The following is a 24,534-nucleotide window of genomic DNA, read 5'->3' as shown; positions in this document are numbered from 1 at the left end:
ATGCTCATCAGCAGCATGCTTACCTCTTTTTTATTTATATTCTTGTTGTCCTTCTTCGATTTGCGTTAATACCACGCTGTCTTCCCCATCCACTTCAGATACATTTACATGTACATTTTCCAAGTGGGAGGTCGGTACATTTTTCCCCACATAATCCGCGCGAATTGGTAATTCACGATGGCCACGATCAACGAGAACGGCCAATTGAATAGCCCGCGGTCTACCAGCATCCATCAATGCATTTAATGCAGCCCGAATCGTCCTACCCGTATACAACACATCATCAACCAAAATAATTAACTTCTCGGTAGTATTAATGGTACAAGGATTTCCTTGCTTGGGTCTATAATCACGATCATCACGATACATCGCTACATTAAGGGATTCACATTCAATCCGTATCCCTTCGATACTTTCAATTTCACGTTGTAATCGCTTGGCTAAATAAACGCCCCGTCGTTCAATACCAACAATCAAGGCATTAGAAATACCTTTATTTCGTTCTAAAATTTCATGACTAATGCGACGAACAACGCGCATCACGCCATCGCTATCCATCAGTATACGTTGCTCATCCATAGATGTCCCCTCATGAAAATAAAATCTACTAAAATTTTATAAGTCTATTTCTTAATCAAATGATAGTTCTTAGCATACTCCATACAATCTTGGAAATCTTGTGGCACTGGTGCCTCAAAATGCATACTTTCACCAGTGATAGGATGTTTAATATCCAATGTTTTAGAATGCAAAGCCTGTCCATTAATAGGGAAGTCCATTTTACGATAACCATAGAAAGGATCATTGACGACCGGGTGACCAATATGGGCAAAATGAACGCGAATTTGGTGGGTACGGCCCGTTTCAAGGACACATTCTACCAACGTATGGCTACCATAGCGTTCAAGCACGGTAAAATGTGTAATAGCTTCTTTGCTGTTTTCAAATACAACAGCCATTTTCATGCGGTCCTTAGGATGACGACCAATAGGAGCATTGATAGTCCCTTTTTCTTCCACAATATTACCTTGAACAATCGCCCAGTATGTACGTTTCGCACTATGTTCTTTCACTTGCTCTGCGAGTCCTACATGCGCTTGATCATCCTTGGCAGCCATCATGACACCCGATGTATCCTTATCAAGGCGATGAACGATACCAGGGCGAATTTCACCATTAATGCCGGACAAATCCTTACAATGGAATAGCAAGGCATTAACCAATGTGCCTGAATAATTGCCTAGCGCAGGATGCACCACCATTCCACGAGGTTTATTGACAATCACAATATGAGAATCCTCATATAAATAATCAAGTGGAATATCCTCTGGTAAAATTTCTACTGAATGGGGCTCAGGAATTTCCACAGAAATCTCAAAGCCCGGTGTCAATCGCATATTCGCCTTGCCTTGTTTCTCCCCTACTTGCACATGGCCATCCTTAATCAAAGATTGGATAAAACTGCGGGACCCTTCTATACGTTCTGTTAAATATACATCTAATCGCATACCCTCTTGTTCTGGGGCTACAATAAATTGTTCCATTCATTACTCCTCTGTTTTCGTGAATACATAATAGGACACGAGAACTACACCTACACAAATACCAATATCGGCCACATTAAAAATAGGCCAAATTCTAAAATCAAAAAAATCAACTACGCCATGCATAGTATAGCGATCATATGCATTGCCTAGGGCGCCACTAATGAGCAACGAGGCACCTAGCTTTAAATAATTTGGCCCCTCTTGTATATGCTTGTGAAAGTACCAATACACCGCTAATAACACAGCCACAACGACTAAGAAAAATATCCGTTGATCCTCAAGCATACCAAAGGCAGCACCGCGATTAATAATATAAGTCATATGAAATATATTTTGGACAATTGGCATTGATTCACCTAAATAGAAATGCTGCATCACCCAAGACTTTGTCCATTGATCTATAATAAAGTTACATATAATAATAAGATAAAACAAAAGTAAATCCTCTATTCTAATTAATACATCCCAAAATATTGAATCAGTACTATTAGTGTACAGTAAAATCTAAAAAAGAGCAAAAAAAAAGCCCTCACATGAGGGCTAATTTTATTGCTAAAATTATTCAGCGGAGATAACTGCAACTGGGCAAACGGATTCGCAAGAACCGCAGTCGATGCAAGTATCATTGATTTCGTATTTAGTTTCGCCTTCGCTAATAGCACTTACAGGGCAAACAGAAGCGCAAGAACCACATTTAATACAACCGTCAGCAATAACTCTCATGATGAACCTCCATAACATATAGATTAAAACTTTTATTATTATCAATTAAAGAGGCACTTGCCTCATTTCTTGTTCTCATTATCACACAACATTGAATGATTGTCAATTAATTCCCATCAATTTTAGAATTATTATTTTGCATGATTCAATGCCACTTTTCACATAAAATCTAATTATTTTCACCATTATGATATTCTATATCAATTATATTAATTACCTATCTATATCTAGAAATTTTAATAACCGTATTATCATTTAACTTTACATTATCATTTAATTTTACATTCTCATTTAACTTTACATTCTCATTTAAGTTCGAGAGCATAATTATCAATATTTATTATCATTATGTTACCTACCATATTTCCCTATACCCTTTAGCCTCTAAGCTAACTCATTTATACTGGGAGAATATATTAGCTATATAAAGAGCGTTCAAAATATTTAGGTCTCCCCCATATTTAAGAGAGAACCCAGTTCTGAGCGAAGTAAAACGACCCGCTCAAAAGAACGGGTCGTTGTATGCTTATATTTAGGTCTATAAAACTACCAATGTTTAGCCTATGTCCTGATTATTTACCAGGGAAGAATGGCCATACCATAGGGATGATCAAGATACTTACGATGAAGCAAACGATGATCAAAGGTACACCAGCTTTTACATAGTCCATGAATTTGTATTGACCAGGGCCTAATACTAATGTATTAGGAGGAGTACCTACAGGTGTGCCGAATGCACAAGATGCAGCTACGCCGATAGCCATCAATACAGCATGAGGGTCAGCGCCCATACCTTTTGCGATGGCGATACCAATTGGTGCTAACAATGCACAAGATGCAGTGTTAGACATGAATTGAGTCATTACGCAAGAAAGGATGAACAATACTGCTGTTGCAAAGTAAGGGCTAGGATCAGAACCCATAACACCCAATACTGCGTTAGCAATTAATTGACCAGCACCAGATTTATCCATAGCGCCTGCTACTGGCATCATACCAGCGAACAAGAAGATAGTAACCCAGTCAATAGATGTGTAGGCTTGTTTTTCACCTAAACAACCAGTCAATACACAAAGCATAGCGCCTACTACAGCTACTAAGCTCAAAGGTAAGTTAATACCAAAGTTAGATTTTAAAGTATCGCCAAGAATCATAAGAACGATAACGCCGCCCAAGATAAGGCCAGAGTATAATTGTTTCTTAGGATCATTGGATACTTTGTCAGCGGAAACTTCTTGTTCTACTTCGCCAACATCTTCGATGATGTGGTTAGGCAAGAAACGTTTGCCAATTGTCATCATGAATAAAATTGTAGCGATTGTCAAAGGAATACCAATCCAAGCGAATTCAAAGAAACCGAATGGAGTAATACCAGCTTTGTTTAATGCACCATTTACGATGATATTAGGAGGTGTACCAACCATTGTAATGATACCACCGATACCAGCCGCAAATGCTAAAGGCATCAATTGACGAGAAGCAGGAATTTTAGCAACGGAACAGATCCCTACTACTACTGGAAGTAGAGCAGCTGCTGTACCAGTGTTGGACAAGAATGCAGACATTGTAGCAGTTACTGCCATGATTGCAAACATCAAACCATTTTCACTAGTACCGGCTTTAGAAACTACTGTTTCACCGATTTTTTGAGCTAAACCTGTATAGAATAGAGCACCACCAACTACGAACATGCCTGCGAACAATACTACTGTACTGTCGGACAAGCCGGAGAATGCTTCTTGGGAGCTAATAATCCCCATCAAAGCCAATGCAATTGCACCACCAAGGGATGTAATTGCTAGTGGAATAATTTCAGTAACAAAGAAAACTGCCATAATTGCGAGTACGATAAGGGTTTGTACTGCAGGACTCATACATCATCATCTCCTTTTCAAGAGGATAGCACTATGTATGTTTTGTATAGTCTAGGCCTTGCACATATCATAGAATATAGAGAACATACCCTACGACGCCGATTGCACCGGTCATGGCTGCTGTCACACAGTACCCCTCCTGCGTCTTTGGATAACCAAAGTGAAGGGCTTCACTAATGAGACCACGACGGTTAAAGAAGGAATATTTAGTTCGTTTTTGAAACCAAATTGCCTTTCGTTCGGAACCGATTAGTAGTGCAGTAATTAAAAATACAATAAGTGCCCACACAAAGCATATGAAAATTTTCGTTTCAATAGAGAACATAATTTACCTCGTTATTATAAGCATACAATAAACATTGGATCCTAGAATAGATTTGCCTCAGTCTCTTTGCCGTAGTACAACTTATTGATAAATCCATCGTACGTAAATACAAATCGATGGGTATGAAATCCACCTTTAGGTGTACCCCTAAGGGTACACCTTGTGGTGAGTTTCTATGATGTCATTATTTTGGTGCTAGCATAGCAAGCATTGTACCTGCTGCTACAGCTGTACCAATAACGCCAGCTACGTTAGGGCCCATAGCATGCATGAGCAAGAAGTTAGCTGGGTTAGCTTTTGCACCCACGATTTGGGACACACGAGCTGCCATTGGTACCGCGGATACACCAGCGGAACCGATAAGTGGATTAGTTTTACCACCATCAAACATATTCATCAATTTACCGAACAATACGCCTGCAGCAGTACCACCGATGAATGCTACCAAACCAAGACAGATAATAAGAATTGTGTCAAGATTCAAAAAATGTTCAGCACTCATAGTTAAGCCAGTACCAGTTGCCAAGAAGATTGTTACAGTATTGATCAACGCATTTTCAGAAGTATCTGCTAAACGAGCTGTTACACCGGATTCACGGAACAAGTTGCCAAGCATCAACATACCTACAAGGGATGTAACGGATGGTAACAATAAGGAAATGAAAATAGTTGTAACGATTGGGAATACAACTTTTTCAAAGCGAGTTACTTCACGTAATTGTTCCATCACGATTTCACGTTCTTTTTGGGTAGTGAATAATTTCATTACAGGAGGTTGAATCAATGGAACCAAGGACATGTAGGAGTAAGCCGCAACGGCGATAGCACCTAACAAATGAGGAGCCAATTTAGTTGCCAAATAGATAGATGTAGGGCCGTCAGCACCACCAATGATACCGATAGCAGCTGCTTCTTGTGGTGTGAAGCCAATAACCATAGCACCAGCCAAGGCAATGAATACACCAAATTGTGCTGCAGCACCTAACAACAATGTTTTAGGGTTAGCAATCAACGGACCAAAGTCAGTCATTGCACCTACACCTAAGAAGATCAATGGTGGGAAAATTTCATGAGAAATACCAGCACTGATTAATGCCATTACACCTTCTTCAAAACCATTACGTGGAATGTTTGCCAATACACAACCAAATGCGATAGGACCAAGCAACAATGGCTCGAACTCTTTTGCAAATGCCATGTAGAGAAGAACTAAACCCACGAGAATCATAATCGCATTACCAGGTTGGAAAGCGGAGAAACCACTATCAGTCCAAACAGATGTAATCGCTACGATAAATGCATCCATGTGCGTTCCCCTTTCATATTAACTATAAAATTGTTAATGAAGACAGTTGCCTTCATAATCATAATTAGCCAAGAACAACCATGTCGTCGCCAGTAGCTACAGTTTGGTTAGCAGATACGCGAACTTCTGTTACGGTTGCATCATGTGGAGCTGCGATTTCATTTTGCATTTTCATAGCTTCAAGAATAAGAAGAGTTTCGCCTTTTTTAACTTGTTGGCCAGCAGATACTGCTACGGACAAGATTTTACCAGGCATTGGAGCTTTTACAGTTTCAGCGCCTGCTGGTACTGGAGCTGCTGCTTTAGGTGCTGGAGCTGGAGCTGCTGCTGGAGCTGCTTTAGGTGCTGGAGCTGCTTTAGGTGCTGGAGCTGCTGCGCCACCTGCTTTTACTTCATTTACTTCTACATCATAAGCTGTACCATTTACTGTAACGTTGAATTTTTTCATCTTAAAGTTTCCTCCTAAAAATGAGTATAAATTTTACATACTGTACTTAATTTAGATTAATCCTAACGATTGCCGCGTATGCGACCTTCCATTTTCCAATTATAACTAACAACTGGACGAATACAAGCGATTTGATCCTTAGAATAACCCATTGCTGATAGGGCACCAATGATTACGGCTACAGTTTCCTTATTAACCACTTCATTATTCGCTATAGCATTGTTCATAACAACTTCCTCCTAAGAATGTTTTTAGTTTCTACCGCTTAAACGACCATCAAAACGCCATTGAGCGCTTGTAGCAGTTGGACGAATAGATGCGATTTGTTCCGATGAATACCCCATCGCAACAACTGCGCCAACGATAGCTGCTACTACTTTTTCATCATTAGTTGTTGCTACAGTAGTCGGAGCGGCTGCCACTGGAGCTGCTGCTACTGGTGCTGCTGATTCAACTTTTTTTTTCTTAGTTGGATCAATCATGTGAATGATTTCCATAAGAACGCCTAGCAAAATCAATACAGCGAATACGACTGTCATATTGATAGCCATAATCAACCAAGGGTTAGCAGTTTGACCTTCCATAAAAGTTCCCCTTTCCAATAATTGTTTTACATAAGAAAGGTATTTCCAAATACGACATCTTATCTAACTAACTAGTAAATGCATATTATAATGGAATATTACCATGTTTCTTAGGTGCACGAGCTTCGCGTTTGCTTGCTAACATTGCAAGAGCGTTGATAACTGCTGGGCGAGTTTGTTTAGGTTCGATTACGATATCTACGAAGCCGCGTTCAGCTGCTTTGTATGGAGTAGCGAATTCTTCAACGTATTTAGCAGTTTTTTCATCTTTATCCGCATCTTTTTTGAAGATAATGTTTGCTGCGCCTGCAGGACCCATAACTGCGATTTCAGATGTAGGCCATGCTAATACTTGGTCTGCGCCCAAATCTTGGGAACACATTGCCAAGTAGGAACCGCCGTAAGCTTTACGAGTGATAACTGTAATTTTAGGTACAGTTGCTTCAGAGTAAGCATACAACATTTTAGCGCCATGACGAATGATACCGCCCCATTCTTGATTTGTGCCAGGCAAGAAACCAGGAACGTCAACGAAGTTAACGATTGGAATATTGAAAGCATCACAGAAACGAATGAAACGGGAAGATTTGTCAGATGCATTGATATCAAGACAACCAGCCATTACTTTAGGTTGGTTAGCAATAATACCTACTGTTTGACCATCAAAACGTGCGAAGCAAGTGATGATGTTTGTAGCATAGAATGCTTGTACTTCATAGAATGCACCATTATCTACAGTTGCTGCAATTACATCTTTCATGTCATAAGGCATGTTGCTGTTATCTGGCAACAATGTATTCAAGGATTCTTCTTCACGAGTAGGGTCATCACCAGTGTCAACTAATGGAGCATCTTCCATGTTGTTGGATGGCAAGAAACCTAACAAGTAACGAATTTGTTCGATGCAATCATCTTCGTCTTCAGCTGCAAAATGAGCTACGCCGGAAACGGAGTTGTGTGCCATCGCACCACCAAGAGCTTCTGCTGTTACTTCTTCTGCTGTTACAGATTTGATAACTGCTGGGCCAGTGATGAACATTTGAGATGTGTTTTTAACCATGTAGATGAAGTCAGTTAATGCTGGGGAATATACAGCACCACCTGCACAAGGTCCCATGATTACGGAAATTTGTGGAATAACACCGGATGCATTAGTGTTTTCGAAGAAGATTTTACCGTAGCCAGCCAAAGCGTCTACTGCTTCTTGAATACGAGCCCCGCCGGAGTCATTGATCCCAACAATAGGAGCGCCCATTTTCATAGCTAAACGTTGTACTTTTACAATTTTAGCTGCATGCATTTCGCCAAGGGAACCACCTTCTACAGTGAAATCTTGAGCAAACGCATATACTAGACGTCCTTCAACTGTACCGTAACCAGTAACAACACCTTCGCCTGGAAGATCTTTTTTCTCTTGGCCAAAGTTTACACAACGATGTTTAACAAATTGATCCAATTCTACGAAAGAATTGTCATCGAACAATTTTGTCAAACGTTCGCGAGCTGTCATTTTGCCTTGAGAATGTTGTTTCTCGATACGTTTTTCGCCGCCACCTTGTTTAACGTGAGCAAGCTTTTCGTGCAATAACTCGATTTTTTCCTGCACTGTTGCCATTATAGCACCTCCAAATAAAAATTAATAACACTATTATTTTATTTCATACGTTGACAAAGTTCAAGTAGAACTCCACCAGTTGCTTTTGGATGCAAGAAAGCAATCGCAGAACCACCTGCACCGTAGCGAGGTTTTTCATCAATCATTTTAACGCCTTTTTCCATCAAATCAGCGATTGCAGCTTCGATGTTATCAACGCGCAATGCGATATGTTGGATACCATCACGACCGCCATTTTTTTCGATAAATTTACCGATAGGGCCATCTGGAGTAGTAGTTTCCAAGAATTCTAATTCTGCGTCGCCGCATGGGAAGAAGGAAACTTTTACTTTTTGTTCTTCTACAACTTCATCTTCAGGAAGATGTTGAATACCTAATGTATTTTTGTAAAATTCTTTTGTTGCAGCTAAATCATTAACACCGATACCGATGTGGTCCACTTGTAATACTTTAAATGCCATGTTACTTATCTCCTTTGCAAGGCTAATAGATTTTATACCCTGTAGTCGCCGCCTACTTGAGCACTTTTGCCATAACATCGCTAACAACAGTATATGGATCGTTTTCACGAGCATTCACTGCGTCAACTTGGCTATTAAATTCATCACTAGTAATAACTTTCTCAGCTACATAGCGACCAATTTGTTCATTAATCATTGCTACGATTTCATTTCTAGTTCTTTCAGCACGGCGTTCTTGAAGTTCGCCAGAATCTTCTAAGAATTCAAAATGTTCATCTAAGGCTTCAATTAATTCTTCTACACCTTGATCTTTACTAGCAATAGTTCTCTTGATTGGAGGTCTCCATTTTACTTCGCGAGAATCAAGGTCAAGCATCATTTCAATTTCTACATTGAGTCGATCGCAACCATCTCGGTCAGCCTTATTAATGGCAAATACATCACCAATTTCAAGAATACCAGCTTTGATGGCTTGAATATCATCACCAAGGCCTGGTACCAATACAACCAAAGTCGTATCAGCATTTTTTACAATATCAACTTCAGATTGTCCTACACCAACGGTTTCGACAATGACAATATCCATGCCATAAGCGTCCATTAGTTTTACTACATCTGCAGTTTTTTTGGATAAACCGCCTAAACTACCACGTGTACCCATACTGCGAATAAATACATTTTCGTTCAAAGTTAAATCATTCATACGAATGCGGTCACCCAAGATAGCGCCACCAGAGAATGGACTAGTTGGGTCAATAGCAACGATGCCGACTGTTTTACCTTGATCTAAATAATGTTTTACAACTTTATCTGTTAATGTACTTTTACCAGCACCTGGAGCACCAGTGATACCAAGAATGCGAGCACGACCAGTTTTGGGATAAATGGATTGCATGATTTCAATAGCATTATCATACTCATTTTCCACGGCTGTGATAGATCTCGCCAAGGCAAGACGGGAGCCTTCGAATAGTTCTTTAACTAAATCCATGGGCTGCACCACCTATCTTAAATACGAGAAAACAGAGGGAGGCTCAGTGATTAAAGCTTCAATATGAGTCCTTCCCTCCTATTCTCTAAATTATAACGTTTTCGTCGAACTCTACTGTTCTATATGAAACTCTATAAGAACAAATTATTTAACGTGTTCGTTAATGAATTTAACGATGTCGCCAGTTGGTGTGCCAGGAGTGAATACTGCTGCAACGCCAGCATCTTTCAAACCAGGGATATCAGCGTCAGGAATAACGCCACCACCGATAACAAGAACGTCGCCCATACCTTTAGCTTTTAAAAGCTCAACGATTTTAGGGAACAATGTGTTGTGTGCGCCAGAAAGAAGGCTTAATGCTACAACATTAACGTCTTCAGACAAAGCTGCTTCAACAATTTGTTCAGGAGTTTGGCGAAGGCCTGTGTAAATAACTTCGAACCCAGCATCGCGAAGTGCGCGTGCTACTACTTTTGCACCACGGTCATGACCATCAAGACCTGGTTTTGCTACGATTACTCTAATACGTTTTTCTGCCATGATTATATTCCCTCCGAACTAAGCGTTTTATTATAATGTTGCATGTGCTTGGTATTCACCGAATACTTCGCGCAATACATTACAGATTTCACCCAAAGTAGCATATGTTTTAACTGCATCAAGGATTAAAGGCATCAAGTTAACGGATTCGTCAGCTGCACCTGCTTTTAATGCTGCTAATGCTGCATCACAAGCTGCTTGGTCGCGGCTTGCACGAACTTCTTGAGTTTTCTTGGATTGGTTTACACCAACGGAAGAATCTACACGAAGAAGACCTTCTGGAGCTTTTTCTTCAACTTGGAATTTGTTTACGCCAACGATTGTACGTAAGCCAGATTCAACTTCCATTTGCCATTTGTAAGCAGATTCTTGAATTTCTTTTTGGATGTAACCTTTTTCGATAGCTACAACAGCGCCGCCTATTTCATCGATTTTTTTGATGTATTCAGCAGCTTCGTCATAGATAGCGTTAGTCATAGCTTCTACATAGTAGGAACCGCCCAATGGGTCAACTACGTCAGCTAAACCGGATTCGTAAGCAACGATTTGTTGAGTACGAAGAGCTACTTGTACAGATGCTTCTGTAGGAAGTGCCAACGCTTCGTCACGGGAGTTAGTATGTAAGGATTGAGTACCACCCATTACAGCAGCTGCAGTTTGAAGAGCAACACGAACGATGTTGTTATCAACTTGTTGTGCAGTCAACATGGAACCAGCTGTTTGAGTATGTACGCGAAGCATCATGGATTTTGGTTTTTTAGCACCAAAACGGTTTTTCATGATGTCAGCCCACAAACGACGGGATGCACGGAATTTTGCAACTTCTTCTAATACGTTGTTATGCGCATTCCAGAAGAAGGACAAACGACCTGCAAATGTATCAACGTCAAGACCAGCTTTAAGAGCTGCTTCTACGTATGCGATACCGTCAGCAATTGTGAAAGCGATTTCTTGTGCAGCTGTGGAACCAGCTTCACGAATATGGTAACCAGAAATGGAGATTGTATTCCATTTTGGAACGTTTTGAGAGCAATATTCGAAGATATTAGTGATCAAACGCATGGATGGTTTTGGAGGGAAAATGTAAGTACCACGAGCAGCGTATTCTTTCAAAATATCATTTTGAATTGTACCCATCAAAGCTGTGGAAGGTACGCCTTGTTTTTCAGCTACTGCAATGTACATTGCCAACAAAACGGATGCTGGAGCGTTGATTGTCATGGAAGTGGAAACTTTACCAAGGTCGATACCATCGAACAAGATTTCCATATCTTTCAAGGAGTCAATCGCAACACCTACTTTACCAACTTCGCCTTCGGAAATGATATCGTCAGAGTCATAACCGATTTGTGTTGGCAAGTCGAATGCACAGGAAAGACCTGTTGCACCAGATTCGATTAGGTAACGGTAACGTTTGTTGGATTCTTCAGCAGTTGCGAAACCAGCATACATACGCATTGTCCAGAAACGGCCACGGTACATTGTAGGTTGTACACCACGAGTGTATGGGAATTCGCCAGGCATGCCTAAATCTTTTTCATAATCGAAACCTTCGATGTCAACTGGAGTATACAAACGATTGTATTTCAAGTTTTGACGTTCAGGTGTTTTTGCAGATTTTTCGTCGCAAAGTGCATTGTATGCAGCGATTTGTTCTTTTAAGCTTTCGTAAGCCATGTTTTCATCATCCTCCTAAAAAACAGTTATTTTTTCATGCTTCCAGTTTCTGTGAAGCGTTTATGCCAAGAAAGAGCTTCGCCTAACAACATTGGTGTATGGGCATTCTTTGTTTCAGCTAATGCTTTTTCTAGGTATTCAGTTAACATAGGTTTGTAGTCAGGGTGTGCACAATTTTCGATGATTGTACGAGCACGTTCCACTGGGCTCAAACCACGGCAGTCAGCTACGCCTTGTTCTGTACAGAAAATCATAGTGTCATGTTCGCAATGATCTACATGAGATACAAATGGAACGATGGAGCTAATGTCTCCACCTTTTGCCACAGAGTTAGTACAGAAAATAGTCAAGTATGCGCTACGAGCGAAGTCGCCAGAGCCGCCAACACCGTTCATCATTTTGCTACCCATAATATGAGTAGAGTTAACATTACCAAGAATATCAAATTCGATGGCTGTATTCATTGCAATTACGCCAATACGTCTTGCAATACCAGGGTTATTTGAAATTTCTTGTGGACGAAGAATAATTTTTTTACGATATTCGTCAATGTTATCATAGAAACGTTTTAATCCATCTGGGGATGGGGATAATGCAGTACCAGAACATACAGTTACTTTGCCTGCATCAATTAGATCAAACATGCCATCTTGAATTACTTCAGTGTAGATAGACAAATCTGTGAAAGGACCTTCTGCTAAGCCACTGATTACAGCATTTGCTACAGAGCCTACGCCAGATTGTAATGGCAATAAGTTTTCTGGCAAACGACCTTCTTTGATTTCGTTTTCAAAGAATTTAATCAAATGATGGCTCATAGCCTTTGCATCGTCATCAATTGGTGCTAGTGGACGAGTCTTGTCAGTGATATCACATGGAACAACTGCAACAATTTTGTCAGGGTCACAAGGGATACCTTCTGTACCGATACGGTCGCCAGGTGTTACCAATGGAATTGGTTGACGATGTGGAGGGTTAATAGGTTCGTAGATGTCATGCATGCCTACCAAGGATAAAGGTTGGCTTGTATTTACTTCTACAATAACTTTCTTAGCTTGACTAACGAATGTTGGGGAGTTCCCTACGGAAGTAGATGGAACAATGCTACCATCTTCGTTAATACAAACTGCTTCGATAATGGCAACATCTAAATCTCCGTAGAAACCATAGCGAATATTTTGTGCCATTGCGCTTAAGTGCATATCAATATAATTGATTTTGCCACTGTTAAGTGCTTTGCGAGTATCGCTGTTAGTTTGGTAAGGGAATCTACGATGGATACCATTTACTCGAGTAAGAGCGCCGTCAGCTTCGTCACCAACAGATGCGCCCGTCCATAAATCAATCTGGAATGGATCACTTTCCATTCGTTTTGCCAGAGCTAAAGGTACAGCTTTTGCATAACCAGAAGGAGTAAAGCCGGAAATACCAACTTTATCGTTCGGGTTAATCAATTGTGCTGCTTCTTCTGCTGTGACAATTTTAGCCTGGAGCGCTGTATTCTTTACGCGATCTAGGATGTCAGTCATCACTACCATCTCCTTTTACAGTTAATAGTTAAAACAACAGTTTGATCACTTGGTCTAAAACGTTCCTTAAACCGACTCAATCGTAAGTTTTTTGCAACTCATTGTCAACCGATATTACAAAATTGCATAATATGCATAAAATATTCAGCATTTATAGGTTTTGTATAACTTAAACTCATAGAGTTGACTGCCCGTGAATAAGTTTTATTCACTTCGTTATAACTCACAGGAATTATCGATATACTCTATATTCATCCTCATCGATACTATGATTATCTGCTACATGAAAATACTCAATATTTCATAGGTACACAATAAGGCTGCTATAAACTATATCGAATTTTTTCCGTTTTTTCCCGTATAATATAAATATGAGTTATATTTTTGTTTAGACCTTATCTGTTTATATTCGACATCAATGACACAAACTCCTGCATAGTATCAATAATTAGTCATAAAAATTTTATTTTAATTTTTTCTAATAATCATCATATGTATAAGAATATTTCCACTACATAATCTGTAGAAAAAAAGCAGCCTATTTTGACATAGACTGCTATACATCACTTATGAGATTTTTCATTAACTTTCATAAAAGCCCCTACCCAACCAAGCAACTGCCAAAATACAACGGCCACCTGATGGCTATAGAGTTCAAAATCCGATAGACCACTTACAAGAATGGCAACAACTAGCGTCCCCACACCAATTTGTGCAGATTTTCTAAATCCATCACCATCCAGCCGTAATGCGGCCACCGCATGTCCTATAATGACAGTCATGAACAAGATAAATCCAGGGATACCTATTTCAGCAAGCATATTGAGATACAAATTATGGGCATGATACATCAATATCACTGGTGCTTGAATAAAGTAATTATAATCAGGATACACAAGCCAGAAAGTATTCCATCCGATACCAAAGATTGGATGTTCCGCGATGATATATGTCGTACTATCCCACAAAGCCCAACGCAATGCAACAGACGTGTCCTGTCCATGGAATAATGACCACAGACGCCCCGCAATTTCACCTTGATAGAAATAAAGCACAATAGGAATCCCTAAAAGAGACCACAGAAGGCGTCGCTCTACCACAATCCCCCAGTATAGGACCATAGCCGCAAAGCTCACCCAAATTCCACGGGAGTAGGTAAGAAGCATAACGAGAAATACTACGATGGCTACTGGTAAAATTTTATACACCTCTTCATAACGCTTTGCCTTGAAGTAAGTCAACACATAGCTACCAGCTACACTGAGAACCATCAAAAGATAAGCTCCTAGCAAATTAGGATTTTGCAAGGTCGATGACATGCGACGCATCAATTTAGGGAATTGTTTAGCATCTACCCATTCATGCATATGTACATTAGGTACAAATACATACTGATACACTCCAATTACGCAGACCAACAAAGCACTACCGAGGAAAAATTGTAAAAATATTCGCCACTGCCAATATTCGGACATATAGGTTCGCATCAGGTAGTAGATGCCCCCACAGGCCACAACTTGATAAAGCCATCCTACTAGGGACCAGTCCCTATGCTCTGATATGACGGAGGATACGCCTACCCATAGTACATAGGCTACCACAGTGCATGACAACCACCCTGTAGGTCGTTTAATGAGATGTTGACGCCCTTGATCATATAGAGATAATACTATAGCCGACCATAATAAAATATCACCTACTAATGGCTCTAATGGCATAAATAAGGCCACACCATATATTAACTTTTCAATGTACGGCCTTATACCCTTATCTGTTACAAGTAAGGGGCTATGATGATCCATAGTCCGACCTCTGCTTTCTAAACATACAATATGTTACAACAATTATAATTATTATAGCATGTTACGTATAGTGTATACAAAAAAACGTATTGGCCGCAACCAATACGTTTTCTATATGTAATTCAAGAATACATTAATGAGAATCTTGTTGCTGTAACCAGGCTCTAGCTTCACCGAGAATATAGAGTGACCCACACACAACGATAGTGTCTCCACTCTTTGTTGTTTCAGTCGCTGTAGTCAAAGCATCAGACACAGTAGTAGATACTTCTACCTCAGCGGTCTTTACCATGTCAGAAATCGTTTTGCCAAGGGCTAATGGATTTTCAGAACGTGGTGTCGGTGCTGGCACAGTATATACGGTATCTTGCGGTTTTACTACCTCACGAATGATGGCTTGTTCGTCCTTGTCAGACAAAATGGCCATAATGATTGTTTTAGGTTCATCTTTAAAGAGTTCTTTATACGTCATGCCAAAGGCTTCAGCGCCTGCCGCATTATGAGCACCATCAAAGATGTACGTGCGGTCATTGTGCTTTTTGATTTCAAAACGACCTGGCCATGTGGCGCGAGCAAAACCTTCGCGCATAGTTTCTTCACTGATAGAACTATCTTGGTCCATCAATAGACGGACGGTCATTAATGCACAAGAAATATTAACGGCTTGATGAATCCCTACTAGGGATGTAAATAACATTGCTGGCTGCCCATCCTCTGTGCTAACAGTCACCATTTGGCCTGTTTTCATAGAGCTACGACTACCAATGCCAAAACGTTTGTTAAACACATATAGTGGTGCGTGTTTAGCAGTTGCTTCATCCTCTATGACATTGAGGGCCCCACCTTGAGCCGCAGTCACTACAGGAATACCTTCCTTAATGATGCCCGCCTTGTGATGCGCAATTTCCTCAATGGTATTACCACAATAGGCCTGATGATCAATGGATACATTCGTAATCACAGATACTACTGGTGTTACCACATTCGTAGAATCTAACAAACCGCCAAGACCTACCTCTACCACCGCATAATCCACCTCTTGCTCTTGAAAGAACAAAAATGCCGCTGCTGTGAGGATTTCAAATTGTGTAGGTGCTTCGATGCCCTTTGCAATAATGGCATCCACCGCTGGTTTTACTCGTTCAATGAGTGCGCCAAAACCATCTTCGCTGATGTTGGCATCATTGATGTGCATACGCTCTGTATAGGATTCAAGGTGAGGCGAAGTAAATCGCCCCACCCTGAGTCCACTATTAAACAAGGCATATGACACATACGTAGTTACAGAGCCCTTACCATTCGTGCCGGTAACATGCACAATTTTATAGCTCTTCTCTGGATTCCCCAATTCAGCGAGGAGCGCAGTGATGCGTTCCAAGCCTGGTTTAATGCCAAAGAATGATGCTTCTTCTAAATATTGCACAGCTTGTTCGTATGTCATGGATACCTCCTATAAAGTTTTCAAGAATTCTTCACGTTCTAACAAGGCTTGTTGTTTTTGTTTGTATTCAGCCAATTTTTCTTGTTCTTTTGCCACAACCGCTTCTGGTGCTTTGTCCAAGAAACCTTGGTTATTCAATTTACCTTCTAGACGGGAAATTTCTTTTTTCATTTGTTCTTTTTCTTTGTTGATACGTTCACGTTCTTTGTCGGCATCAATCAAATCTTTAAGAAGCAAGTATACTTCTAAACCATTAACTACGGTTACGGTAGCATTTTCTGGTTTAGCATCTGTGCTATTAAGGATAGTTACTTTTTCAGCCCAGGCTAATGTGACGAAATAATCACCATGTGCTGACACTGTGTCCATGAGGGACTCATCAGTAGGTGCCAAAATAACTTCTGCTTTTTTACCTAATGGTACATTCATTTCTGCACGCATGTTACGAATGCCTTTGATAGCATCCATCATCACTTGCATTTGACGAGCTGCCTCTTTTTGTTCTGTGAAAGGCAATGCTGTTGGCCATTTAGCTACAACGATGCTGTCCCCTTCATGAGGCAAATGTTGCCAAATGTGTTCAGTTACAAACGGCATGAATGGATGTAACAATTCAAGCATATGGCGAAGGATATTAACCAACAAGTATTGTGCAGTGGCACGGTCACGACCGCCTTCTTTATTGTACAAACGAGGTTTTGCCAGCTCGATGTACCAGTCACAGTATGTATTCCAAATGAAATCATATACAGTGCTAGCAGCTTCACCTAATTCAAATTTATCTAGGTTTGCCGTGATGTTTGCAACGGCATCATTATAGCTTTCAATAATCCATTTATCCGCCAATGTTAAATCAGCGTCGGTTGGAACGAAGCTTTCATCATAGCCGTCGAGGTTCATTAATACGAATTTAGAGGCATTCCAAATTTTATTAGCAAAGTTACGGTTCGCCTCAACGCGTTCCATATAGAAACGCATATCGTTACCAGGGGTATTACCAGTTACTAACGTAAAACGCAATGCATCAGCACCATATTCGTCGATTACATCAAGTGGATTGATACCATTACCCAAGGACTTGGACATCTTACGACCTTGGCTATCGCGAACGAGACCATGGATAAATACGTGTTTGAACGGAATTTCCTTTTCAAATTCAAGACCCATGAAGATCATGCGAGCTACCCAGAAGAAGATGATATCGTAACCAGTTACAAGTACGCTAGTTGGATACCATTGTTCGAGTTCCTTCGTATTTTCAGGCCAGCCCATTGTAGCAAATGGCCACAAAGCGGAACTGAACCATGTATCAAGTACGTCTGGATCTTGTGTTACTGTCCCATGACAATGAGGACATTCTGTAATATCCTCACGGGAAACGATGGTTTCACCACAGCTATCGCAATACCAAGCAGGAATGCGATGACCCCACCACAATTGGCGAGAGATACACCAGTCGCGGATATTTTCAAGCCAGTTTGTGTACGTTTTTGTGAAACGTTCTGGCACGAATTCGATGGATTTATCGTATACCACATCAAGAGCAGGTTTTGCTAATGGTTCCATGTTTACATACCATTGTTTGGACACTAATGGTTCCACTATCGTATGGCAACGGGAACAATGACCTACTGCATGATCATGGTCATCGATTTTAGCCAATAGGCCCATTTCTTTTAACTCAGCTACGGCTTGCTTACGAGCTTCTTCACGAGTCAAACCTTCAAATTTACCTGCCAAGGCATTCATAGAACCATCAAGATTCATAACAGTGATAGATTCCAAATTATGGCGTTGGCCCATTTCAAAATCGTTAGGGTCATGAGCTGGTGTAATTTTTACACAACCAGTACCGAAGCTAGAGTCAACATAGTCATCGGCAATCACTGGAATTTCACGATTTACGAATGGTAATACTAATGTTTTACCAATCAAATCTTTATACCGATCATCATCAGGGTTAACTGCTACCGCCACGTCACCAAACATAGTTTCAGGACGTGTTGTAGCCACTGTTACAAAACGTGTAGCATCATCCTTAACAGGATAGTTGATGTACCACAAATGACCATGTTCGTCTTCATGTTCTACTTCTACATCACTGAGCGCAGTGTTACAACGAGGGCACCAGTTCGTAATACGTTCACCACGATAGATTAAACCTTTTTCGTACAATGCTACGAATACTTCGCGCACTGCATGATAATAGCCTTCATCCAAAGTAAAACGTTCACGAGACCAGTCACAGGAGGCACCTAAACTACGAATTTGTTTAACGATAGTATCGCCGTATTCTTTTTTCCATTCCCATACGCGTTCCACAAATTTTTCACGACCTAAATCGTGACGAGATTTGCCTTCGTTTTTCGCAAGCATTTCTTCTACTTTAATTTGTGTAGCGATACCCGCATGGTCAGTACCAGGCATCCACAATACGTTATAACCTTGCATGCGTTTGAAACGAATCAAGATATCTTGCAATGTGTTATCAAGGGCATGACCCATGTGTAACATACCTGTTACATTCGGAGGTGGCAAGACAATGCTGAATGGTGGTTTATTGGAATCTACTTCTTCGTGAAAGTAGCCTTGTGCTTCCCAATAACCATACCATTTTTTCTCAATGTCACCAGGGTTATAGGTCGTTAAATTTTCGTAGGTTTTCATTGTTCCTCCTAAAAGTAACATTACTTTTTCATCATTTTCGATAATACAAAGACGGAAATTTCATAGAGACAAATCATCGGCAATGCAATCATCGTCTGAGAAAACATATCAGGTGTTGGCGAGATGGCCGCCCCGATAATGAAAGACAGTAAAATAAAGATTTTTCGTTTGCTCTTTAAGAACATGGAGTTGATTAAATTGAAATACCCCATAATGATTAACACCAGCGGTAGTTCAAAAATCAATCCAAATGGCAATATAAAGGCTATCACAAAGTCTATGTATTGACCAATAGAAAATAGTGCTTCTAATTCATCTGTACCGAATCCAATAAAGAATTTAACGGCTGCCGGCAAGACGAGAGTATAGGAAAATATAATCCCCATCGCAAACAACATGACCGCCACGGGAATAATCCAGTTTGTCAGTCGTTTCTCTCGCGTTGTCAGGGCTGGTACGATGAACATCCATATTTGGTATAAAATGACAGGCGATGCTAATATGATACCGCCTACAACAGCCACCTTCATATAGGTAAAGAACGCTTCTGTAGGACGCATATAATAGAGTTTGCCCGCAGGACCAACCAATAAAGCCAATAAAACATCTACATAATAAAAGGCGATCCCTGAGCCAATGACTATGGCAATAGCCATAATAATAATACGGTGACGCAACTCTGTTAAATGCCCTACCAAGGACAAATCACGAGCCTCGTCCATCATTTTTTGTTCCATTTCCGTATAACGCGGTTCTTGTTCAACTATTTGTGTACCAACACTAGAGTCACCAGTGTTATCAGAACCCGCTACTACGTCCCCATCAGTAGTTTCCACATTCTCATCACCGGCAACTCCCTTAGGATTTGCTTCCGTTGGATGTGGTCCTACCTTGAAGGCTTGTTGCTCTTTGGCTAGTGCCACTTGTCGCCGTTTCTGACGAATCACACTATCAAGAGAAGGTTTCTTAGGGGGATATTCGAAGTCTTTCGGTTCGAACGCTTCCATACTATACCTTTCTATCTGCTAAATTAGCTACAGCCATTTCTAATAGTACTTTACCATCAAAATCAGGTAATTGGTTTAGTGCATCATAGGCGTCATTGCAGTATTTATCAGCTACAACTAGGGTATTATCTACACCGCCTTGAGCAATGACATAGTCAATGATGGCTTGATCATCACCGCCATTAACAAGGTTTTTAATATCTGCCAATAGTTTGTCTTTATTGTCATCTGTAACAATGCTCAATAATGGATAGGTTAATAAACCTTCCTTGAGATCATTGCCTGACGGTTTGCCCGTAGTATCGGAGCTTTCACGATAGTCCATGATATCATCGGTAATTTGGAATGCCATCCCCAATGCGTGACCATAGCGTTTCAATTGCACGATATGCTCAGGAGACCATCCCCCTAACATGCCGCCCAGTTCCATACAGCCTTCCATAAAGTCTGCCGTTTTTTTCTGGGTTTTCGTCATATAACGGTCAATTCCTTGGTCAATGCGGTACACATCCTCCATCTGCATGAATTCACCCTCAACGAGGCATGTGATGATATGTGTAAACACCTTAAGGTATTCCGTACTGTTAAGACTAGCCACCAAAGCAAAACATTTGGCAAATAGATAATCTCCACTTAAAATAGCGATTTTATTGCCCTTATGAGTGTGGATGGTACTTTCTCCGCGTCGAATAGCGGCTTGGTCGAGTACATCATCATGAATCAATGTTGCCAAATGTAACATTTCCACAGATTCTGCAATTTTAATACGCTCCTCTTGTACGGAATTTCCCGCAAGAGCTACCAAAATACAGAGTTGTGCACGCAAGCGTTTACCACCTGCTGCAGATAACGGCCGAATCAGAGCATTGAAATCCTCTGCACCCGTTTCAAAAGACGCTGCTAGAGATACTTCGACTTGTTCTAAGTCTTGGCCGATTTGTTCAATTATATCGAATTGTGTAGCCTCGCTCATGCTTCGTCTCCCACTAATATTTCATTAATACGTTGTTGTAACAGCTCGCGTCCCGTATGTTTCAATGAACTATACGGAATCGGTGGCGTTTCCGTTGGATAGAGTTCCTTGATTTTCGCTAAATTAGACTGACGCTCTTTGGAATTTAATTTATCGATTTTCGTTACTACGATTTGTAGTGGCACCCCAGCCTGTACAAGCCAATCAAAGGCTTGTTTATCGATAGGCATTTCAGGATGACGGCCGTCAATCAACAGGCATAATAGCATCAATCGCGGTGAATGCAAAATATAGTCTGCTATGAAAGAAGACCATAAATCGCGATTCCCCTTGTTCGTTTTAGCAAAACCATAGCCCGGTAAATCTACGAGGAACCAGTTATAACGGCGTTCTTCCGTTTCACTGATGTTTTCCTTGGACTCGATATCAAAGAAATTAATCGTTTTTGTTTTACCCGGCTGTCCGCTCACCAAGGCAAGTCCTCGATAATTACATAAGGAATTAATTAATGAGGATTTACCTACATTAGAGCGACCCAAGAAGGCAACCTCTACTGTGTCGCCCTCTGGGTATTGGTCTTCTTTCACACAAGATATATTATATTTTGCAGCAATAATGCGAGGGCCTGCAGGTACCTTTCTCGTATACACGGGAGCTGGACCTTGGGGCTTGTTCGTTTTTTTTCTTTTTTGCATTATACAAGTGCCTTTGCTAATACTTCATCCATAGTTTTTACTGGTGTAATGATGAGACCTTCTTTTACACTATCCGGCAATTCATCAATATCTTTGACATTCCCTTTCGGAATAAGCACTTCTTTCACACCATAGGAAAGTGCAGCCAACAATTTCTCTTTTAATCCACCGATTGGCAATACGCGCCCCCGTAATGTAATTTCACCAGTCATAGCGATATCAGAACGAACTTTACGGTTTGTCAAAGCAGACACGATAGCCAATGTCATGGTAATACCTGCCGAAGGGCCATCCTTAGGCGTAGCCCCTTCTGGCAAATGAACATGAATATCGAATTTTTTATAGAATTCTTCGTCCACCTTCAAGGCTTTCGCATTATGACGGATATAGCTCATCGCAGCGTGACCAGATTCTTGCATAACTTTACCAAGGCTACCGGTGAGACTTAATTTGCCAGTGCCAGCCATAGTGGTAGCTTCACAAGGAAGCACAACACCACCTACAGAAGTCCATGCTAAACCGCATACAAGACCAACTTGTGGGCGTTTTTCACGTTCTTCTTCAATATAGATTGGCGCACCAAGATATTCATGAAGATTTTTAACGGATACTTTTGGTGATGTACCGTCTTCTTCCACAATTTGGTACGCCATTTTGCGACATACTTTAGCAATTGTTTTTTCAAGACGACGCACACCTGCTTCTCGAGTATACTCAGAAACAATTTTTTTCAATACAGCATCAGACAATTTCACTTTATGGTCTTCTAAACCATTGCGTATAATTTGTTTTGGTGCCAAATATCGTTTAGCGATTTCTAATTTCTCGTCTTCCATATAGCTTGTGAGCTCGATGATTTCCATACGATCTAATAACGGACCCGGAATATTGGAGGCTACGTTAGCTGTAGTAATCCAGAATACATCAGAGAAGTCAAATGGAATTTCAATGAAGTGATCGCTAAATGTGTTATTTTGTTCAGGGTCCAAGACCTCTAACAATGCAGAGGATGGATCGCCCTTGTAATCAGAGGCTAATTTGTCGATTTCATCAAGTAAGAACACAGGATTACGCGTTCCTGCATTTTTAATACCTTGAATCATACGGCCTGGCAATGCACCGATGTACGTACGACGATGACCACGAATTTCCGCTTCATCACGAACACCACCTAGGGAAGCACGTACAAATTTACGGTTCATCGCCTTTGCAATAGACGTGGCCAAAGATGTTTTACCAACCCCTGGAGGGCCTACTAAACAAAGGATAGACCCACTTTGTTTATCTGTGAGTTTACGAACAGCAAGGAATTCAAGAATACGTTTTTTTACTTTATCCAAACCATAGTGATCCGCATCTAGCATTTCCCGCGCTTCTTTAATATCTAAACGATCATCAGAGAATTCATTCCATGGCAAATTAAGCACCCAATCTAAATAATTTCTTAGGATGGTAGCTTCTGGCATCATGGATGGCATACGGCTATAGCGAGAAATCTCTTTATCGATACGCTCATGAATCTCTTCGGACAATTCCAAATTCTTCAATTGTTTGCGAAGTTCTTCTGCTTCTTCCTCTGGATCACCTTTATCACCTAATTCATCATGGATAACACGAATTTTTTCGCGAAGGAAATATTCCTTTTGTGCTTTTTCCATGGATTGGCGAACTTGGTTATTAATGGAATTTTCCAAATCAGAGATTTGCAATTCCATATTCAAGATGCCTACAATCATATTTAAACGACGAGCTACATTTAGTTCCTCCAATAGCTCTTGACGTTTGCTATTATCGATGGGCAATAGGAATGCTACTTGGTCAGCCAATTCACAAGGGTCACGCAATTCCATCACACGGCTGATGCCTTCTTCTGTAATGGATTTTGCTTCTTCTGCCCAATTCGTGAATTTTGCTTGTACGAGCCGACGGTAGGCTTCTAATTCCACATCATCATCATAGACAGAACCAACACGATCAAAATCGCCTACATAGAATGGATCCATACTCGTTATATTCATCACGCGAATACGAGTAATACCTTCTACGAGAATACGTACGATGCCCCCTGGCAGACGTAACATTTGTTTTATTTTAACGAGAGTCCCCATCACTGCCAAATCATGAATAGTTGGATCCTCCACAGCATCATCTTTTTGAGTTACTACCGCAAGAATACGGTCGTTTTCCATCGCTTTTTCAACGGCTTTGATGGATTTATCGCGGCCAATATCAAGATGAATTACGATATTTGGGTACACTACCATACCTCTCAAAGGGACAGTAGGAATTCCCACTTCGAGTAAATTCATAGTTCCTCCGGTTTTATATA

At 40.6% G+C, this 24,534-nt stretch carries 23 protein-coding genes; all 23 read right to left on the bottom strand.

Going from position 1 to position 24,534, the window contains the following annotated elements; translation table 11 throughout:
* Positions 1-30: 30 nt before the first annotated feature.
* Positions 31-579 carry a bifunctional pyr operon transcriptional regulator/uracil phosphoribosyltransferase PyrR gene (pyrR, locus tag RVY80_RS06950; RefSeq protein WP_295192525.1) on the bottom strand — a complete coding sequence of 183 codons (549 nt, stop codon included), beginning with the start codon at positions 577-579 and terminating at the stop codon, positions 31-33.
* A gap of 44 nt (positions 580-623) precedes the next feature.
* Positions 624-1,544 carry an RluA family pseudouridine synthase gene (locus tag RVY80_RS06945; RefSeq protein WP_295188278.1) on the bottom strand — a complete coding sequence of 307 codons (921 nt, stop codon included), beginning with the start codon at positions 1,542-1,544 and terminating at the stop codon, positions 624-626.
* Between the two features lie 3 nt (positions 1,545-1,547).
* Positions 1,548-1,982: a signal peptidase II gene (lspA, locus tag RVY80_RS06940; protein ID WP_295192527.1), complete on the bottom strand. Its 435-nt coding sequence runs from the start codon at positions 1,980-1,982 to the stop codon at positions 1,548-1,550.
* A 123-nt stretch (positions 1,983-2,105) separates the two neighbouring features.
* Positions 2,106-2,270 (bottom strand): DUF362 domain-containing protein, encoded by a 165-nt coding sequence (locus RVY80_RS06935; protein ID WP_295188281.1) that lies wholly within the window; start codon positions 2,268-2,270, stop codon positions 2,106-2,108.
* Between the two features lie 572 nt (positions 2,271-2,842).
* Entirely contained in the window at positions 2,843-4,144 is a 1,302-nt protein-coding gene (locus RVY80_RS06930) for an SLC13 family permease (protein ID WP_317330046.1), read from the bottom strand.
* A 67-nt stretch (positions 4,145-4,211) separates the two neighbouring features.
* On the bottom strand, positions 4,212-4,469 hold the full coding sequence (locus tag RVY80_RS06925) for a hypothetical protein (protein WP_295188284.1): 258 nt from the start codon (positions 4,467-4,469) through the stop codon (positions 4,212-4,214).
* Positions 4,470-4,653: 184 nt separating this feature from the next.
* Positions 4,654-5,775, bottom strand: a complete 1,122-nt coding sequence (mmdB, locus tag RVY80_RS06920) for a methylmalonyl-CoA decarboxylase subunit beta (protein WP_295188285.1) — start codon at positions 5,773-5,775, stop codon at positions 4,654-4,656.
* 64 nt (positions 5,776-5,839) lie between these two features.
* Positions 5,840-6,223 carry a methylmalonyl-CoA decarboxylase subunit gamma gene (mmdC, locus tag RVY80_RS06915; RefSeq protein ID WP_295188286.1) on the bottom strand — a complete coding sequence of 128 codons (384 nt, stop codon included), beginning with the start codon at positions 6,221-6,223 and terminating at the stop codon, positions 5,840-5,842.
* Between the two features lie 62 nt (positions 6,224-6,285).
* Positions 6,286-6,450: a methylmalonyl-CoA decarboxylase subunit epsilon gene (gene mmdE / locus RVY80_RS06910; RefSeq protein WP_295188287.1), complete on the bottom strand. Its 165-nt coding sequence runs from the start codon at positions 6,448-6,450 to the stop codon at positions 6,286-6,288.
* Between the two features lie 24 nt (positions 6,451-6,474).
* Complete coding sequence (mmdD, locus tag RVY80_RS06905; RefSeq protein ID WP_317330044.1) at positions 6,475-6,807, bottom strand: methylmalonyl-CoA decarboxylase subunit delta; 333 nt, start codon at positions 6,805-6,807, stop codon at positions 6,475-6,477.
* An 85-nt stretch (positions 6,808-6,892) separates the two neighbouring features.
* Positions 6,893-8,422: a methylmalonyl-CoA decarboxylase subunit alpha gene (gene mmdA / locus RVY80_RS06900; protein ID WP_295188289.1), complete on the bottom strand. Its 1,530-nt coding sequence runs from the start codon at positions 8,420-8,422 to the stop codon at positions 6,893-6,895.
* A 38-nt stretch (positions 8,423-8,460) separates the two neighbouring features.
* Positions 8,461-8,883 (bottom strand): methylmalonyl-CoA epimerase, encoded by a 423-nt coding sequence (mce, locus tag RVY80_RS06895; RefSeq protein ID WP_295192536.1) that lies wholly within the window; start codon positions 8,881-8,883, stop codon positions 8,461-8,463.
* Between the two features lie 52 nt (positions 8,884-8,935).
* A complete protein-coding gene (gene meaB / locus RVY80_RS06890; protein WP_295192538.1) occupies positions 8,936-9,874 on the bottom strand; it encodes a methylmalonyl Co-A mutase-associated GTPase MeaB in 939 nt (312 codons plus the stop codon).
* 144 nt (positions 9,875-10,018) lie between these two features.
* Positions 10,019-10,414 carry a cobalamin B12-binding domain-containing protein gene (locus tag RVY80_RS06885; protein WP_295188294.1) on the bottom strand — a complete coding sequence of 132 codons (396 nt, stop codon included), beginning with the start codon at positions 10,412-10,414 and terminating at the stop codon, positions 10,019-10,021.
* Between the two features lie 30 nt (positions 10,415-10,444).
* Positions 10,445-12,091, bottom strand: a complete 1,647-nt coding sequence (locus RVY80_RS06880; RefSeq protein WP_295188296.1) for an acyl-CoA mutase large subunit family protein — start codon at positions 12,089-12,091, stop codon at positions 10,445-10,447.
* Positions 12,092-12,117: 26 nt separating this feature from the next.
* Entirely contained in the window at positions 12,118-13,620 is a 1,503-nt protein-coding gene (locus RVY80_RS06875; RefSeq protein WP_317330043.1) for an acetyl-CoA hydrolase/transferase family protein, read from the bottom strand.
* A 563-nt stretch (positions 13,621-14,183) separates the two neighbouring features.
* Entirely contained in the window at positions 14,184-15,422 is a 1,239-nt protein-coding gene (locus RVY80_RS06870; protein ID WP_295188300.1) for an O-antigen ligase family protein, read from the bottom strand.
* A 133-nt stretch (positions 15,423-15,555) separates the two neighbouring features.
* Complete coding sequence (locus RVY80_RS06865) at positions 15,556-16,863, bottom strand: bifunctional folylpolyglutamate synthase/dihydrofolate synthase (protein ID WP_317330042.1); 1,308 nt, start codon at positions 16,861-16,863, stop codon at positions 15,556-15,558.
* Positions 16,864-16,872: 9 nt separating this feature from the next.
* Positions 16,873-19,530, bottom strand: a complete 2,658-nt coding sequence (locus tag RVY80_RS06860; protein WP_310746213.1) for a valine--tRNA ligase — start codon at positions 19,528-19,530, stop codon at positions 16,873-16,875.
* A 20-nt stretch (positions 19,531-19,550) separates the two neighbouring features.
* A complete protein-coding gene (tatC, locus tag RVY80_RS06855; RefSeq protein ID WP_295192542.1) occupies positions 19,551-20,537 on the bottom strand; it encodes a twin-arginine translocase subunit TatC in 987 nt (328 codons plus the stop codon).
* Position 20,538: 1 nt separating this feature from the next.
* On the bottom strand, positions 20,539-21,510 hold the full coding sequence (locus RVY80_RS06850) for a polyprenyl synthetase family protein (protein ID WP_317330041.1): 972 nt from the start codon (positions 21,508-21,510) through the stop codon (positions 20,539-20,541).
* A complete protein-coding gene (yihA, locus tag RVY80_RS06845) occupies positions 21,507-22,205 on the bottom strand; it encodes a ribosome biogenesis GTP-binding protein YihA/YsxC (RefSeq protein ID WP_295188305.1) in 699 nt (232 codons plus the stop codon). Before yihA ends, RVY80_RS06850 begins: the two co-directional genes overlap by 4 nt.
* A complete protein-coding gene (lon, locus tag RVY80_RS06840; RefSeq protein WP_317330039.1) occupies positions 22,205-24,514 on the bottom strand; it encodes an endopeptidase La in 2,310 nt (769 codons plus the stop codon). The genes yihA and lon overlap by 1 nt, the downstream gene beginning before the upstream one ends.
* Positions 24,515-24,534: the final 20 nt, after the last annotated feature.

Origin of the sequence: Veillonella absiana, assembly GCF_032970865.1 — a bacterium.
GTDB classification, from domain to species: Bacteria; Bacillota; Negativicutes; order Veillonellales; family Veillonellaceae; genus Veillonella; species Veillonella absiana.
This window is presented reverse-complemented; position numbering and strand designations above follow the sequence as displayed.

Coding starts and splice junctions, on each gene's coding strand:
- pyrR (WP_295192525.1), bottom strand. CDS start 579: ATGGATGAGCAACGTATACTGATGGATAGCGATGGCGTGATGCGCGTT.
- RVY80_RS06945 (WP_295188278.1), bottom strand. CDS start 1,544: ATGGAACAATTTATTGTAGCCCCAGAACAAGAGGGTATGCGATTAGAT.
- RVY80_RS06935 (WP_295188281.1), bottom strand. CDS start 2,270: ATGAGAGTTATTGCTGACGGTTGTATTAAATGTGGTTCTTGCGCTTCT.
- RVY80_RS06930 (WP_317330046.1), bottom strand. CDS start 4,144: ATGAGTCCTGCAGTACAAACCCTTATCGTACTCGCAATTATGGCAGTT.
- RVY80_RS06925 (WP_295188284.1), bottom strand. CDS start 4,469: ATGTTCTCTATTGAAACGAAAATTTTCATATGCTTTGTGTGGGCACTT.
- mmdB (WP_295188285.1), bottom strand. CDS start 5,775: ATGGATGCATTTATCGTAGCGATTACATCTGTTTGGACTGATAGTGGT.
- mmdC (WP_295188286.1), bottom strand. CDS start 6,223: ATGAAAAAATTCAACGTTACAGTAAATGGTACAGCTTATGATGTAGAA.
- mmdE (WP_295188287.1), bottom strand. CDS start 6,450: ATGAACAATGCTATAGCGAATAATGAAGTGGTTAATAAGGAAACTGTA.
- mmdD (WP_317330044.1), bottom strand. CDS start 6,807: ATGGAAGGTCAAACTGCTAACCCTTGGTTGATTATGGCTATCAATATG.
- mmdA (WP_295188289.1), bottom strand. CDS start 8,422: ATGGCAACAGTGCAGGAAAAAATCGAGTTATTGCACGAAAAGCTTGCT.
- mce (WP_295192536.1), bottom strand. CDS start 8,883: ATGGCATTTAAAGTATTACAAGTGGACCACATCGGTATCGGTGTTAAT.
- meaB (WP_295192538.1), bottom strand. CDS start 9,874: ATGGATTTAGTTAAAGAACTATTCGAAGGCTCCCGTCTTGCCTTGGCG.
- RVY80_RS06885 (WP_295188294.1), bottom strand. CDS start 10,414: ATGGCAGAAAAACGTATTAGAGTAATCGTAGCAAAACCAGGTCTTGAT.
- RVY80_RS06880 (WP_295188296.1), bottom strand. CDS start 12,091: ATGGCTTACGAAAGCTTAAAAGAACAAATCGCTGCATACAATGCACTT.
- RVY80_RS06875 (WP_317330043.1), bottom strand. CDS start 13,620: ATGACTGACATCCTAGATCGCGTAAAGAATACAGCGCTCCAGGCTAAA.
- RVY80_RS06870 (WP_295188300.1), bottom strand. CDS start 15,422: ATGGATCATCATAGCCCCTTACTTGTAACAGATAAGGGTATAAGGCCG.
- RVY80_RS06865 (WP_317330042.1), bottom strand. CDS start 16,863: ATGACATACGAACAAGCTGTGCAATATTTAGAAGAAGCATCATTCTTT.
- RVY80_RS06860 (WP_310746213.1), bottom strand. CDS start 19,530: ATGAAAACCTACGAAAATTTAACGACCTATAACCCTGGTGACATTGAG.
- tatC (WP_295192542.1), bottom strand. CDS start 20,537: ATGGAAGCGTTCGAACCGAAAGACTTCGAATATCCCCCTAAGAAACCT.
- RVY80_RS06850 (WP_317330041.1), bottom strand. CDS start 21,510: ATGAGCGAGGCTACACAATTCGATATAATTGAACAAATCGGCCAAGAC.
- yihA (WP_295188305.1), bottom strand. CDS start 22,205: ATGCAAAAAAGAAAAAAAACGAACAAGCCCCAAGGTCCAGCTCCCGTG.
- lon (WP_317330039.1), bottom strand. CDS start 24,514: ATGAATTTACTCGAAGTGGGAATTCCTACTGTCCCTTTGAGAGGTATG.